The 13,401-nt window shown below is 66.7% G+C and carries 14 protein-coding genes and 5 pseudogenes; 11 read left to right on the forward strand and 8 right to left on the reverse strand.

Going from position 1 to position 13,401, the window contains the following annotated elements; translation table 11 throughout:
- Positions 1–65: 65 nt before the first annotated feature.
- A pseudogene (locus tag ACWBNA_RS27665) lies at positions 66–431 on the reverse strand (lipid II flippase MurJ); the annotation flags it as partial.
- A 5-nt stretch (positions 432–436) separates the two neighbouring features.
- On the opposite strand from ACWBNA_RS27665, the gene ACWBNA_RS27670 reads away from it, so the two are divergent.
- The 3 genes from ACWBNA_RS27670 (at position 437) to ACWBNA_RS27680 (ending at position 2,540) form a co-directional block, all read left to right on the forward strand.
- Positions 437–982 (forward strand): nitroreductase family protein, encoded by a 546-nt coding sequence (locus ACWBNA_RS27670; protein WP_482707236.1) that lies wholly within the window; start codon positions 437–439, stop codon positions 980–982.
- Between the two features lie 83 nt (positions 983–1,065).
- Entirely contained in the window at positions 1,066–2,406 is a 1,341-nt protein-coding gene (locus ACWBNA_RS27675) for an NtaA/DmoA family FMN-dependent monooxygenase (protein ID WP_482707237.1), read from the forward strand.
- Positions 2,403–2,540, forward strand: a complete 138-nt coding sequence (locus ACWBNA_RS27680) for a hypothetical protein (RefSeq protein WP_482707238.1) — start codon at positions 2,403–2,405, stop codon at positions 2,538–2,540. Before ACWBNA_RS27675 ends, ACWBNA_RS27680 begins: the two co-directional genes overlap by 4 nt.
- A 98-nt stretch (positions 2,541–2,638) precedes the next feature.
- Here the strand turns inward: ACWBNA_RS27680 and ACWBNA_RS27685 are convergent, their stop codons facing one another.
- Positions 2,639–3,031 carry an SDR family oxidoreductase gene (locus ACWBNA_RS27685; protein WP_482707239.1) on the reverse strand — a complete coding sequence of 131 codons (393 nt, stop codon included), beginning with the start codon at positions 3,029–3,031 and terminating at the stop codon, positions 2,639–2,641.
- 532 nt (positions 3,032–3,563) lie between these two features.
- The gene (locus ACWBNA_RS27690; RefSeq protein ID WP_482707240.1) at positions 3,564–3,887 is read right to left on the reverse strand and encodes a hypothetical protein; all 324 of its coding nucleotides are present in this window, start codon (positions 3,885–3,887) and stop codon (positions 3,564–3,566) included.
- Between the two features lie 336 nt (positions 3,888–4,223).
- On the opposite strand from ACWBNA_RS27690, the pseudogene ACWBNA_RS27695 reads away from it, so the two are divergent.
- From ACWBNA_RS27695 to ACWBNA_RS27710, 4 genes and pseudogenes are all read left to right on the forward strand, one after another.
- Positions 4,224–5,474 (forward strand): annotated as a pseudogene (locus ACWBNA_RS27695) (IS256 family transposase).
- Positions 5,475–5,557: 83 nt separating this feature from the next.
- Positions 5,558–5,899, forward strand: coding sequence for an ArsR/SmtB family transcription factor (locus ACWBNA_RS27700; protein ID WP_390672878.1), 342 nt, complete (start codon positions 5,558–5,560; stop codon positions 5,897–5,899).
- Positions 5,900–5,902: 3 nt separating this feature from the next.
- On the forward strand, positions 5,903–6,409 hold the full coding sequence (locus ACWBNA_RS27705; RefSeq protein WP_482707241.1) for an SRPBCC family protein: 507 nt from the start codon (positions 5,903–5,905) through the stop codon (positions 6,407–6,409).
- Complete coding sequence (locus ACWBNA_RS27710) at positions 6,409–7,029, forward strand: dihydrofolate reductase family protein (RefSeq protein ID WP_482707242.1); 621 nt, start codon at positions 6,409–6,411, stop codon at positions 7,027–7,029. Before ACWBNA_RS27705 ends, ACWBNA_RS27710 begins: the two co-directional genes overlap by 1 nt.
- Positions 7,030–7,135: 106 nt before the next feature.
- Here the strand turns inward: ACWBNA_RS27710 and ACWBNA_RS27715 are convergent, their stop codons facing one another.
- The 3 genes and pseudogenes from ACWBNA_RS27715 to ACWBNA_RS27725 all read right to left on the reverse strand — a co-directional run bounded on the left by ACWBNA_RS27715 (position 7,136) and on the right by ACWBNA_RS27725 (position 9,744).
- Positions 7,136–7,420: a hypothetical protein gene (locus tag ACWBNA_RS27715; protein WP_482707243.1), complete on the reverse strand. Its 285-nt coding sequence runs from the start codon at positions 7,418–7,420 to the stop codon at positions 7,136–7,138.
- Between the two features lie 695 nt (positions 7,421–8,115).
- Positions 8,116–8,370, reverse strand: a complete 255-nt coding sequence (locus ACWBNA_RS27720) for a DUF7660 family protein (RefSeq protein ID WP_482707244.1) — start codon at positions 8,368–8,370, stop codon at positions 8,116–8,118.
- 154 nt (positions 8,371–8,524) lie between these two features.
- Positions 8,525–9,744, reverse strand: a pseudogene (locus ACWBNA_RS27725) (IS701 family transposase).
- Positions 9,745–9,910: 166 nt separating this feature from the next.
- Between ACWBNA_RS27725 and ACWBNA_RS27730 the strand changes: the two are divergent.
- The gene (locus ACWBNA_RS27730; RefSeq protein ID WP_482707245.1) at positions 9,911–10,315 is read left to right on the forward strand and encodes a type II toxin-antitoxin system PemK/MazF family toxin; all 405 of its coding nucleotides are present in this window, start codon (positions 9,911–9,913) and stop codon (positions 10,313–10,315) included.
- Between the two features lie 319 nt (positions 10,316–10,634).
- Here ACWBNA_RS27730 and ACWBNA_RS27735 read toward each other — a convergent pair.
- Positions 10,635–10,808, reverse strand: a pseudogene (locus ACWBNA_RS27735) (IS701 family transposase); the annotation flags it as partial.
- 432 nt (positions 10,809–11,240) lie between these two features.
- Here ACWBNA_RS27735 and ACWBNA_RS27740 point away from each other — a divergent pair.
- The 3 genes from ACWBNA_RS27740 (at position 11,241) to ACWBNA_RS27750 (ending at position 12,666) form a co-directional block, all read left to right on the forward strand.
- Positions 11,241–11,720: an RICIN domain-containing protein gene (locus ACWBNA_RS27740; protein WP_482707246.1), complete on the forward strand. Its 480-nt coding sequence runs from the start codon at positions 11,241–11,243 to the stop codon at positions 11,718–11,720.
- Between the two features lie 291 nt (positions 11,721–12,011).
- The gene (locus ACWBNA_RS27745; protein ID WP_482707247.1) at positions 12,012–12,155 is read left to right on the forward strand and encodes a hypothetical protein; all 144 of its coding nucleotides are present in this window, start codon (positions 12,012–12,014) and stop codon (positions 12,153–12,155) included.
- A gap of 310 nt (positions 12,156–12,465) precedes the next feature.
- Positions 12,466–12,666: a hypothetical protein gene (locus ACWBNA_RS27750; protein ID WP_482707248.1), complete on the forward strand. Its 201-nt coding sequence runs from the start codon at positions 12,466–12,468 to the stop codon at positions 12,664–12,666.
- 70 nt (positions 12,667–12,736) lie between these two features.
- Here ACWBNA_RS27750 and ACWBNA_RS27755 read toward each other — a convergent pair.
- Positions 12,737–13,313: pseudogene (locus ACWBNA_RS27755) on the reverse strand (CbrC family protein).
- Positions 13,314–13,401: the final 88 nt, after the last annotated feature.

A 13,401-nucleotide genomic window follows, 5' to 3' on the forward strand; every position in this document is an offset into this window, starting at 1 on the left:
CGACACCCCGTCACCGCATCAGAAATGGTGCACTTTCATCCGTACGAGGTGGTGCACGTTCGCTTGTACGCCGACACCACCGTCAGGGCAACTTGGTTGGCCAGGACGAACAGCAGCGTCCACTTCGCCGCGTGGACGCTCTTGCCAAGGCCGGTGCCCCGCCAGTCGAACCGCGGCCGGAACCGGAAACCCGCCGCCCGCGCGAACGGGATCAGCGCCAGGGCCTGTACGGCGATGCCAGCTGTCGTCCCGATCCCCAGCAGCCGCACCTGGCCGGCGGTGATGTCCTCAACCCGGTCGGGCACCGCCATCAGCCCCAGATAGGCGGCGAACATGCCGACGAGCACCACGTTGTTCAGTACCGGGGTCCACATCATCGCGCCGAACTTCTCGCGAGCGTTCAACACCTGCCCGTAGATGCTGAACAGCCCATTCAGTGCACGTCGCCTCGGGTGCGGCACGGGACGCCCTGGCCAAAGAACTGCTCCGGGCCGAGGAGGAGGGACGGACCTCGCCGGATTTCACCGATGGCTACGGCGACGGCCTCTACCTCGAACGCTCGCAGGCCCTGGGCGCGAGTGTCTACCGGGCCCGGGGCGTCGAGCGCTCGGACCGGGACGGCAGGAGTGCGGCGGTCCGCGAGAACCTGGAGTTCTACGACGCTCCCCATGCCGCCTTCCTGTTCATGCCGACGCTCGGAGACGGGGTACGGACGGCCGGCGACATCGGCATGTACGCGCAGAACTTCCTGCTCTCGCTGGCGGCCCGAGGGCTGGCCGGCATCCCGCAGACCGTACTCGGCGTCTACGCCGACACCGTCCGCGAGTTCCTGAGTGTCCCCGCGGAGCTCAAGCTGCTGTTCGGCATCTCCTTCGGCATGGCCGACCCGACGGCACCGGTGAACACGCTCCGCACAGAGCGGGTTTCGCTGCAGCGGAGCGTGGTCCTGCATGACACCCCGGGAGTCCTCGACAGGCCGTAGCTCCTCCGCCGCCGGAGCCATCCGGCGCCGGGCCCGCATCGGAGACATTCTCCGTTTCTCATCGCCTCGTCTGAGGAGTAACCATGACAAACCGACAGATGATCCTGGGCATGCAGTTCAGCGGCGGATACGGGGCCGCACCCGGGGCCTGGCGGCCGCCGGGTGCGAACCTCAACAGCTACACGGACATGGATCAGTTCGTGCGGTACGCGCAGGCGGCCGAGCGCGGAAAGATCCAGCTGCTGTTCATCGCGGACACCCCGGTTCTGGACGTCGACCTCGACAACCATGCCCCGCACCACATGATCGACCCGCTGCTGATTCTGACCGTCCTCGCGCGCGAGACCGGGCGGATCGGCCTGGTCACCACCGCCTCCACCACGTTCACCGAGCCCTACAACCTCGCCCGCCAGTTCAAGGCCCTGGACGTGATCAGCCACGGCCGGGCCGGCTGGAACGCGGTGGCCACCTCCGACCCCGCCGCCGCGGCGAACTTCGGCGCGACGATCCCGCCGCGCGCGGAGAAGTACGAGCGTGCCCACGAGGTCATCCAGATCGTGCAGGGGCTGTGGGGCAGCTGGGAGAAGGACGCCTTGCTCCTCGACGTCGAGGGCAAGCGGTTCGCCGACATGGACAAGATCCAGCCGGTCAACCTGCAAGGCAAGCACGCCGCCTCCCGCGGCCCGCTGCCCATCCCTCCGTCCGAGCAGGGCCAGCCGGTCATCTTCCAGGCGGGCGGCGGCAGTTACGGCCTGGAACTCGCGGGACGTTACGCCAGCGGCGTCTACGCCAACCCGTACACCATCCAGGACGCCCAGGCCCAGCGCCAGGCCCTGCGGGACGCCGCCAAGCGCGCCGGACGCGACCCGGACGAGGTGAAGATGCTCGCCGGCTTCATGCCGACCATCGCCCCCTCCCGCCAGGCCGCCCTGGAACGGCGCCGCTTCCTGGACGAGGTCGTCGACCTGAACCAACGCGTCCACTACCTCGGCGCAATGCTCGGCCTCCCGCTCGGCCCTGCCCGGCTCGACGAGCCGCTGACCGCGGACCAGCTCGCCGACGCCATGCCCAGCCCGCACGACCCGCGCTCCGCCCGCGCCCTCGAAGTGGCCCGCGAAGGCTGGACGCTGCGCGACGTGCTCGCCCACGGCGTCATCGACTACCACCCGGTCGTGGCCGGCACCGCCGCCGACGTGGCCGACCACATGCAGCAGTGGTTCGAGGCAGGGGCCTGCGACGGCTTCTCGATCACCATCGACAGCTACCACGACGGCTTCGACGCCTTCGTCGACCAGGTCGTCTCAATCCTGCAGGAACGCGGCCTGTTCCACGACGACTACGAAGGCCCCACCCTGCGCGAGAACCTCGGCGCCCACGAGCAGTACGGCCTCGACCCGCGCCTCACGAAGCCGGCCCGGTCATGACCACCACCACGCAGCCCATTCCTCGACGCAACCTGAACGGAGATGGCTTCCGCACGTTCTGCCAGGACGACACTGGTGGGTACACCGCGTTCTGCCTGGAGGATCTCCATGATGGTCCGCTGGGCGACAGGTGAACCGCCAGGGTCTTCACGATCCTCACTGACGGCAACTGACGCACACCCGGGCACGCCTGTCACCCACACAGGTGATGGTGCAACACCTGTGGCACCAACTACTCTCCGCTAGAGCTGTTGAGCTGCACGTTCGTGTCCTCAGCCCGTCGCACCACTCTCCGCCCCCTAGAGAAGGCAACCCGAGCCCACCAGCACGATCGACGCGCCGTCGTTGAGCAGTGGAAGGGCCTTCTGAACAGTCTTGAGCGTGCCTTTGGCGTTGATGGTGAAGGTCTTGTCGAAGCGTGGTCGGTGACGTCTTCGAGCCTGGCGACTTCGGCGGTCCCGACGTTCGCGACCAGCATGTCGATCTGGCGGCCGTCGCCCCGCACGGTTTCGTACAGCCGCTCCAGATCTGCGGGGTTCGACGCGTCGCCTTGGACGGCGATCGCGCCCACCTTCGCCGCGGCGGCTTCCCGCTCCTGCTGCTTGCGGCCGGTCACATAGACCACCGAGCCCTCTTCGACGAACCGCTGCGCCGTGGCGAGTCCGATACCTGAACGCCGCCGGTGATGACCGCGACCTTGTTGCTGAGCCTATTTCATGCCTTGAGTCCAACACCGCTGACCTGCCAGAACAATGACGGTCTCGGCATCACAGCGGTACCCGGACGGTATCGGTTATGCGTGGTCGGGCTTGCTGGCTTCCTCGGGTACGTGGAATCCGCGGTCAGCTGTGTCACGGCGGTACGAATCCTTGATGTGTTCACACCCGAGGAGCCGACCTGCGGCAGTGGGATCTGGGGACGAAGGCGTCGCCCACCCTGTCGCTGCGGGTCATCACACCTGGCACCAACAACGACGCATTCTCCGCGTGCGTGCGCGGCCCGCTCCACTGGGGCGAGGCCGTCGGAACAGGTAGCACCACAGCGCGTTGATGACGGCGGTACGACAACAGTGTGCAGGACTACGCGTGCTGACCCCACAAACTTGCGGAGTTGTTTTCACCGGAACTCTGGGTCAGGTCGGAGCAGCGTACGGCTCGTCAGATTTTAGGCCGCGTTGAGCCGCTCTCAAGCATTCGGATGTGGCGCCACACGTTCCCGTGACTGCGCTGAGCCTCGCGTACCCAGGAAGGAACAGAGCGCCAGTCGACGGTCACTTCGCGTTCGCCCCAGGCCGCCTGCATGATCCGTTGATCGCCGGCGAAGTCCTCGACGAGATCGCGACGCAGGAAGAGCAGGTGGCCGCGCCAGGGCTCATCCGCGCGGAAAGCCGCAGAGGCGCGCTGGCCGTCTAGGCCCACGAGGCCCACGGTGCCAGGCAGTTGGCGCAGGCCGAACCGGGCGGCGAACTCGTACGACGGCACGTCATAAGCCCCGCCGAGCCCGGTCTCCGAAGTGTTTTCGGAGGAAGCGCGCCCCGATCCCCGGCAGCGGCCGCGCCGCCCATTCCTGCCCTTCAGAGCGCCACTCAGTGTTCTCTGAATCCGGGAAGCCCGGAGGGATGGATCTCCACACCGAGCCTTCGTCGTCCACCCACAGCAGACCCATGGCATGCAGCCGTGGAATCCGCCTTCAAGGGCATGGGCGGATCCTGGAAGCGGACCGCACCGGGCACCGAGAGCGGCCGGCAGTTGCATGGCCGCCACGGCTACGGACGCTTCCGCGTCCTCGCTCTCGGTTCAAACGCCTCCTGGACGTCCGTGTCCGAGGGACCCGATGGCACCGCCTCCGGCTCCCTGATCGACGAGATCGTCCGCCAGGGCGCCCGCCGGATGTTGGCCGCCGCCCTGGAAGCGGAGGTCGACCAGTACATAGCCGAGCTGGCCGGCCAGCGGGACGAGACCGGACGCCGGCTGGTGATGCGCAACGGTCGTCACCGGCCGCGGACGGTGGTCACGGCCGCCGGGCGGGTGAAGGTGACTGCGCCGCGGGTGAACGACAAGCGGGTCGATCCGGCCTCGGGCGAGCGCAAGCGGTTCTCGTCGAAGATCCTGCCGCCGTGGTGCCGCAAGTCGCCGAAGATCTCCGAGGTGCTGCCTCTTTTGTATCTGCACGGCCTGTCGTCGGGGGACTTCGTGCCCGCGCTGGAGCAGTTCCTCGGCGGCTCGGCCGGGCTGTCTCCGGCCACCGTCACCCGGCTGACCAAGCAGTGGAGCGACGATCACGCCGCGTTTCAGGCCCGCGACCTGTCGCAGGCCGACTACGTGTACGTGTGAGCCGACGGCGTGCACCCCAAGGTCCGTCTCGGCCAGGCCCACAGCTGCGTGCTGGTGCTGGTGCTGATGGGAGTGCGGCTGGATGGCACCAAGGAGCTGATCACCCTGGCCGAGAGGCTGCGCGAGCCGGCCGAGTCCTGGGCCGATCTGCTGCACGACTGCCGCCGCCGCGGCATGCGCGACCCCGAACTGGTCGTTGGCGACGGCGCGATGGGCCTATGGAGAGCCCTGGCCGAGTTTTTCCCCGCCGCCCGCCATCAAGGGTGCTGGGTTCATAAGGTCCGGAATGTCACGAACGCCCTGCCGAAGTCCGCACAGCCAGGCGCGACGAAGGCGATGCAGGAGATCCACAACGCCGAGGACCGCCGACACGCCAAGCAGGCGATCGAGGCGTTCGCCAAGACCTACGGCACAAAGTTCCCCAAGGCCGTCGCGAAGATCACCGACGACCGCGAGGAACTGCGGGCCTTCTACGACTTCCCCGCCGAACACTGGATCCATCTGCGAACGACAAACCCCATCGAATCAACCTTCTCAACGGTCAAGCTCCGGACCAAGGTCACCCGCGGCGCCGGCAGCCCAGCCGCCGCCCTCGCACTGGTGTTCAAGCTCATCGAGTCCGCCCAGGAACGCTGGCGGGCCATCACCGGGGCGCACCTCGTGGCCCTGGTCCACTCCGGCGCCCGGTTCGAAAACGACGTCCTGATCGAGCGGAAGGAGGTCACTGCAGCCTGATCAAGCATGCTATCGCCATCCGACAAGACTCGCCCGATTCCCAACCGCTAGACGCATGCCGATATAGGCATATGATGGCGGCCATGGCACGAGCAGCGACGACGTCGGACGTCTTCAACGCGATCGCCGAGCCGCAGCGCCGGGAGATCCTGGTGCTGCTGCGGGCGGGTGAGCGGCCGGTGACCGAGTTGGCCCAGGAGCTGGGGATGACCCAGCCGCGCGCGTCCAAACACCTGCGGGTGCTCCGGGAGGTCGGGCTGGTGCGGGACCGCAAGGCAGGCAAGCAGCGCCTGTACGGCCTTGACGCCCGCGGGCTGCGACCGGTCCACGAGTGGACCGGCGGGTTCGAGCGGTTCTGGAACGAGAGCTTCGACCGGCTGGACGCATACGTGCAGGACCTCAAGCAGGCAAGGCAGGAGGAGTGACCGATGGCAGCGACAGAACGGGACACGCCGGCGCAGTCCGCGACGGCCGACCGAGAGATCGTCATCTCGCGGGTCATCGACGCCCCACGGGAGCTGGTGTTCGAGGCGTTCACCGAGGTGCGGCACCTATCGCGGTGGTGGGGACCGGAGGGGTTCACCACCACCACGCGGACGTTCGAGTTCCGCGTCGGCGGGGAATGGGACTTCGTGATGCACGGACCGGACGGGACGGACTACCAGGAGTGGATCTCCTGGACCGAGCTCGCCCCGCCGGAGCGGATCAAATTTCACCATGGTGAGTCCCGCGACGACCCGAACGCCTTCGAGTCGGTCCTGACATTCGCGCCTGACGGCGCGGCGACCCGGATCGAGATGCGCACGACGTTCCCCACCAAGGAGCTGCGCGACGATGCGGCCGAGAAGTACCACGCGATCGAGGGCGGCCAGCAGACCCTGAGCAACCTGGCTGCGTACGTCACCGAGATCGTTCAGAACGGAGCGGAGGGCTGATGGCCGGGAAGGTGTTCTTCAGCGTGTCGATGTCGCTGGACGGCTTCATCGCGCCCGAGTCCCCCGAGGAATTGATGGGGCAGCTATGGATGGAGCTCCAGCAGTGGGCCTTCCCGCAGCGGTTCTTCCGGGAGAACCTGAAGCTCGGCGAGGGCGGCGAGGAAGGGCGCGACAACGACATCGCGCGGGAGACGTTCGAGCGCACCGGCGCGAGCGTGATGGGCAAGCGCATGTTCGACGCCGGAGAGCAGATGTGGCCGGAGGAGGCGCCGTTCCACACCCCGGTCTTCGTCGTGACGCACACCAAGCGTGACCCCTGGGAGCGGCCGGGCGGGACCACCTTCCACTTCGTCAACGACGGCATCGAGACCGCGCTCGACCTGGCCCGCGAGGCCGCCGACGCCCGCGACGTCCGCATCGCGGGCGGCGGCGCGACGATCCTGGAGTACGTGAACGCGGGTCTGATCGACGAGTTCTCGATCGCGCTGTCACCCGTGCTGTTCGGCTCCGGGATCCGCCTGTTCGACGGCGTAGACGCGTCCAGAGTCGCGCTGAAGCCGGTCCGTTCGGAGCCGTCGTCGCGGGTGACGCACCTGACCTACGCCGTGCACCCACGGTAGCCACCCCACCACTCCAACCCTTGCGACCCAATCACCCACGGCGCACACGCTTGAATCAGCAGGCCACCACGGCCAACTGCGAATAGCCGCATTACCTGATCCACGACTATTGACTATTGCTCCCGAGTCGCTCTTCGATGACGACGCGGCGCACGATGGCCCACGTCAGCTGTTGCAGATTCGGTTCCCCGAGCAGGGCGTCCCAGAGCCGCAGGGTTTCCAGGAACGCCCGGTGAACCGCACGCTCCGCAGCGTCGTTGGTGCGGAGGAAGTGCAGCGCGTACCCGTGCCATGCCTCCTGGTTCATGACGTAGTGGGCCTCAAAGTCCAGCGGGAGCGGGGCCTGGGTAACGGGACCACGGCCGTCGTCTGCGCGGACGTCTTCGTACATGAATTCTCTTCGTTGAGGAGATGGGATCCCGGCGGGCGCCGGGAGCATTCACTCAACCGGCCGAAATCTTCGAACACGCATGCAAGCGCCGACCAATGTCACGGTCTGGGTGTCGCAAGTGAAATCTGCGCATGCGTGCCTGACCTGCCGCGATGGCCGTCACTCTGCGGCACGGCACGGTCACTCTAGCCTGAATGGGTGATGCAAGTCACAGCTAGGGTCGGTGATTCCGGCCATGTTCAACTACCGTAATCAGCCACGTAGTTGGTGAATTTGAAGCACCCGAACCATCAAGGCCCGCCGGGGCAACCTCCGGCCAGCTCCGAGACGGAGCGCGGGTCCGGACGCAAGGAACGCAGGGGCGTACGACCGAGGCCGTTGGGCTCCCGGGCATACGGTGAGCCAGCCGGTGCCGGCGTCGTGGCCAGCGGCGGCTACGTGCCCGGGGAGTTCTGCGGTGATGGCCGGCCACCGCTGGCGCAGGAAGCACCGGCGGCTGGGGGCTCCCGGCCGCTAGTTACCAGCGCGCCGATCGCCGCTCCGAAGGCCATCGGCTCGCGCCCGCCCGCCGGACCGGCCTCGTACTCAAAAGATGAGAGCCGCTTCAGCACGGACACGTGAGGGGCCATTTCCTGGACTGCTTTCCGGCTCCGGCCATATTTTGAACGGAGCCGGAAAGTGAGCGTTGTCTCAGCTCATTCGTATACGCGAGCCGCCATGACCATGTTCGCCAGGAGGTTCCAGTCCGGCTGGTCCGGAAGCCGCTCACCGAGGTTCCTGTACAAGTTGGGCATGGCCATCACCCAGGCGGACCACGCTTCGAGGAATCGCTCGAGCGTGCCGTTCTCCCAGTCCTGAGGCCGGTTGCGGAGATCGGTCAGAGCATCGGCGAGGAATTGGGCAAATTCCTCCCGCGTGCTCACGGCATCTGCCTGTTCATCCAAACTCATTCACTTCCCCCTGACCACAATAGATGTACCGTCATTCTCCGTCGTGAACTTTCTGGGAAGCTCCCTCTTAACATCCGCAGGGCTTGCCCGAACGAATCGGATATACACGCCGGCTTCTCGGGCGGCGTAGTACTCCAGCCGTAGATCGTGATCTTCATGCTTGAGCGGCTTGTCGCCTGTAGTGGCTGGTCTGGGATCGAGCCTGGTGGCGGCGTCGCCAGACGGACCAGCGAAGCCGGTGGACAGGGTCAAAGGCGCGTTGGATGACAAGCGTGATGAACAGTCGTTGGATCTCGTTACAGGTGAGCGGTATCAGCTCGTCGGGTGAGGGATGACGGTCGTGTTCGTTCGCGCGGACGACTGCGAGGAAGGCGTGCCCCAGCATGGCCAGGGTGACCCAGCGGGACCAAGACGGGTAGCGGCGGACCTGGTGCTCGTCCAAGGCCGCCAAGCCTTTGCCGGACTGGAAAAACTCCTCGACCCGCCACCTTGATCCAGCGACGCGCACCAGGGTGGTCAGCGGCACTGCGGCCGGCGAGTAGCAGCGGTAATATGCGAGTTCGCCGGTGCTTCGGTTGCGGCGGATTAGCAACTGCCGGCTCCCGGGCTGGGGGGCGGTGAGGTCGATGACGGCCCAGTCGTAGAAGCGGTGGCCCTTGGCTCCGGCCCCTGCGGATAGCTTCTGCCAGGCTCTCTTGGGCACCTTCCTGGCCAGCATGTCGGCGCGGAACTTCCCGGCGCCTGTGGTGACTTCGTGCGAGCAGGCCACCGCGATGACGTAGCCGGTGCCACGTTCCTCCAGCGCGGCGCGCAGCCTCGGGTTGCCGCCCGCGACCAGGCGACCCGGTGGCCGGCGTCCAGGAATCGGGTGACCATGCGAGCGGCCAGCTCCGGCTTGGTCGCGAACTCCGTCTTGTCGCCAAGGCCGGCTGCCCAGCAGCAGTCGGGGTCGGAGGTCCAGGAACGCGGAACGTACAGTTCCCGGTCCGCCGCGGCGTGCCCGCGGTGGCCGGCGTAGACCAGATAGACGGCGACCTGGGCGTTCTCAATCCTGCCCGCGGTGCCGGTGTACTGCCGCTGAGCACCGACGGTGTCGGTGCCCTTCTTCACGTCGCCGGTCTCGTCGACAACCAGGACTGCCTCGTCGTCGTGCAAATGCTCGACCACGTAGGCGCGCACGTCGTGGCGGACCTGGTCGGCGTCCCACTTGACCCGCCCGAGCAGGTGCTGCATGCCGTCCGGGGTTTTGTCCCCGGCCCACTCGGCGATGGTCCAGCAGTTCTTGCGCGGCAGGTCGGACAGCAGGCCGAGTACCAACTTCCGGGCCCGGCGCCGGGATTCCACCCGCGGGAACCGCCCCGCTATCCGGCTCATCAGGCCCTCGAACGCTTACTGCCAGCGGGCAGGGTCTACGCTGTGACCTGCGGCCACCGCATGATCGTTTGTCTTCACACACCGATGATCGACGGTGGCCGCGCCCGTCTCCACAGCGCGTCAGGGTCGCGCAGCGTCTGCCTGCCATCCTGCATTTGGAGGACTTGTGCAACGTGGCGAAGTCTGGTGGGTTCAGTTCGACGAGCGGAGGTTGGTCGTACTGCTGTCGGGAGAGGACACGTCCGGGATCCGGGTGATGCAGGTCGTCGCTCCGGCGGGCGTCGACATCAGCGGTCTGGGCATCGAAGTGATGGTGGGCGCCGGTGAAGGACTTCCGTTCGAAGGCGTGCTGCGGCTCGCGTTCCCGCGTCCAGGCTTCACCCCTTGCACGTGGCTGACCACTGTGTCACGGGACGACCTGATAGAGCGGGCGGCCGTCCTGTCCTCGACGAAACTCAGCGAGATCGACGACGCCCTCCGACTCGCTGAACAAGCGCACGAGCGTACCCCGGCAACGACCGCGAAACTCAGCGAGATACGGGACGCCCTCCGTCTCGGTGAACTCGGGTAGACGATGAAGGAGCCGACGCCCGTGACGGCGTGGGCGATCTCGGGCGAGATGATCCACGCTGGCCTCGGCGCCCCTCACCATCGAGATCACGATCTACGGCTGGAGTATTAATACTCCAGTAGGACTTTGCTGTCTGACCTGCGGGTTTCGCTGGGCGGCTGGAGTGTAGCGGGACTTCGATCGTGCGGGGGCGGTCTCACGGGGGACCGCCCCTCGATCGTGCGACAACGCCGCAGGTAGTGACAGCGGCGGGCAACTGCTTGACGTCGGCGGCGCCAGTTCGACCAGCTAAGCGCGTGGTGTAGTCCTCGGTGTCCGCTCAGGTGCGGGGGCCGGGCACGACAAGCTGCCAGGAGCCGCCGAACCTCCGCCACTGTGACTTCGATGGCCCTGGCTGTCCCACCTGTTCCGCCCCTTTTTCCCAAGGCCGGCGTGCCGTGGCAGCCAGGAAGGCGTGCGCGAGCATGGCCAGAGTGATGTGCCGATACCCTCCGCCTGGTGGAAGGCGATGACGGTGTCGACCAGGGCGAGGCCGTGCTCCCGCGGGCCCGTCTTGCTGGCAGCGACGCGCTTCCCGGTGGTCCGGCCGGCCCTCGGTGTGAGCTCGCAGTATGAGACAGGTGGCTCGTTGGGACAGTTGTCAGTTTCTCGTTCTTGCCGCTCTCGCCTGCCGCGTGGCGTTCGCCCTGCCCGTTCGAATCCGGCGGTGCGCTGCCATACCGTCGCGCCGCGTGCGGGACATGTGGGTGACGCTCAGTTAGGTAGTTCGAGTAGCGCCGTCCCCCTGTTCGAGATCTCCCAGACAGGCTCTGACCTCAATAAACGGCCGGTTAGCCACGCGGTGGAGCAGCCGCCGGTTCTCTACGCTGAGTTGTAGGGGCGCGACCCGCTCCTGCGAAGAACTCTCGAAGCTGAGGAGCATGACTTGAGCGACCTCGTACTGCTCGCGGGCGGATCGGTGACGATGACCCACCACGTCACCGGAACCTACTTCATGTGCAACGACTGGCACGACGGTGTCGGCAACCACACCCAGACCTGGGCACAGGACCCCTTCGCCAAGGACAACAACTCGCACCGGTGGTTCCTGCGGCAGGACGCCGACGGCACCGTGCGCATCGAGTCGTACGCCAACCACCGCTGCCTCACCGCAGGGGCCAACCCGCCCGACACTGTGACCCTTCGAGAACGCACGGACAGCCTCAACCAGCACTGGCGGTTGGTTTCCCACGCAGAGCGAGGCAATGACTTCTACCTGGTCTCGGTCGTGCACCCGCGCTACGCCCTGGCCATCGCCGACCACCTCCAGGGCAACGACCGGCTGGTGGGCCTGACCCGCATGTGGGGCGGACCCAACCTCTCCCAGCTGTGGCGGATCTATCCCTCATCCGAGGACCAGGGCTGACTCCGGACCAGCACGAACGCCGCTGTCACGGGAGTTCTACCTGACGCCTGCCGGTTCATCAGCGGGTGGCCGCCAAGCGTCGGCCGGGACGGCGATGCAACGGCGGCCACCCGCAGACGGCGTTCCGCAGTTCTTTCAGGGCCCGCATCAGCTGCGTTCACCGGAAAACAGGGAGTCTTCCCATGAGCCTGACCGCCTCCCATACCCCAGCCGGTCCCCCGGTCCCCCGGTCCCCCGGAGCCCCGCGGGCCGAAGTATCCCTTCCACATCGCCAAGGGAAAGGAACGTCGATTGCGCCTCAAGGGCGCCGAGGCCCTCCCGTCGCTGGTGATCGGGCAGGCCACCTCGTTCGACGAGTACGCCCGCCAGCTGATGGTCCCGCCAGCCGTCACGGACCTTGCACGCAAGGCCGAGGACCTGCGCCTGTCCGCGTGAGAGGTTGAAGCGATGCGCAAGCATCTGGCCCCCGCCGCCGAACCCGGCGACAAGGTGGGGCTGCTGCGCCAGATCCTGCTGGAGAAGTACAAGCACGACCAGACTCATCCGCCGTACATTCGCGTCGCGTGCACCGGCCGGGGCGACTACGGCGACCTGGCCACCGAACACGGCCACCTCCACCCCGACGACCATCCGAAGGGCGATATCGGCTCGCCCGTCGTCCTGGAGATCGCAGCACTACTCGCCCATCCACTCCCACGGCCACACAACCGACATCGTCTTCTGCCTCGCCGGCCAGCTCGACGTCATGGTCTACGAACACCTCAAGTGGGACGCCTGCAAGCTCGGCCTGCACCCCGAGCAGACCGCCGTCCACGACGACAGCTACAACCGCGACTCCTTCGACTACACCGACGAGAAGTCAAAAAAGCGCCGCGCCTTCGCTACCGAATCCGACCTCTCGTGGAGCATCCTCCGCCGTGTCCTGGCCAACACCCCGCTGACCTGAGATCAAGCCAGACTCGGAGTACTCAGGCCGTGGTCAGGCCGGTCGGGCCGCAGCAGCTGGCGAGCATCGGTCAGGGGCTGTCGCCGGACCAGTACAGGTCGGAGTATGCGAGGTGGATTGCGCAGCCACGACATCGGAACAGATACGCCGGCCGGTCGTCCTTGTCCAGCGAGCCGAGGTAGTGCTCAACCTGATCCGACGGCCAGCCCCAACCGCTCGTCTCCTGTCGCACTGTCTCCAGCGCGTCAGCGTGAGCGGCGAGTTCGGCAAACCCGACACGTCCCAGAAAGGCGGCGCCGTCGCCGCAGTGGAAGAACCACTGTGGCTCCTGCGATGCCGAGAAGCCCGGTGCGCCTGTCGACTGCTGAGAAGACCTCAATGGGTACGTCGTCGCCCAGGCAGGTTCCGACCGTGAAGTGCGCGTCAAACCGCTCGGCCACGCTGCCGCTTGCGATGCACCACGGGCACAGTCGGTCCTTGAGGTCTTCGACGGCATAGACCGGGCCCATGTAGATGTACCCGCGTCCCCGCCCACAACAGATGCAGGTCATATCCGAAGGAACAACCACCCCTGTGGCGACAGGGTCGGGGTGGTACGGGAACTCAGGAAGCCGCTCAGTCACAGCCGTGACCGTAACAGTCGTCACGGACAGTCAGCCGTCCCAACCATAAAAAAACAAGCCGAGCACCTGTTTTTGAACCGGACATGCCATATCTTCGCCGACTCGTCAGCGC

It is taken from the genome of Streptomyces sp. Q2, assembly GCF_056820935.1.

Coding starts and splice junctions, on each gene's coding strand:
- ACWBNA_RS27680 (WP_482707238.1), top strand. CDS start 2,403: ATGACCACCACCACGCAGCCCATTCCTCGACGCAACCTGAACGGAGAT.
- ACWBNA_RS27715 (WP_482707243.1), bottom strand. CDS start 7,420: ATGTACGAAGACGTCCGCGCAGACGACGGCCGTGGTCCCGTTACCCAG.
- ACWBNA_RS27720 (WP_482707244.1), bottom strand. CDS start 8,370: ATGAGTTTGGATGAACAGGCAGATGCCGTGAGCACGCGGGAGGAATTT.
- ACWBNA_RS27705 (WP_482707241.1), top strand. CDS start 5,903: ATGGCAGCGACAGAACGGGACACGCCGGCGCAGTCCGCGACGGCCGAC.
- ACWBNA_RS27675 (WP_482707237.1), top strand. CDS start 1,066: ATGACAAACCGACAGATGATCCTGGGCATGCAGTTCAGCGGCGGATAC.
- ACWBNA_RS27710 (WP_482707242.1), top strand. CDS start 6,409: ATGGCCGGGAAGGTGTTCTTCAGCGTGTCGATGTCGCTGGACGGCTTC.
- ACWBNA_RS27700 (WP_390672878.1), top strand. CDS start 5,558: ATGGCACGAGCAGCGACGACGTCGGACGTCTTCAACGCGATCGCCGAG.
- ACWBNA_RS27750 (WP_482707248.1), top strand. CDS start 12,466: ATGGTCTACGAACACCTCAAGTGGGACGCCTGCAAGCTCGGCCTGCAC.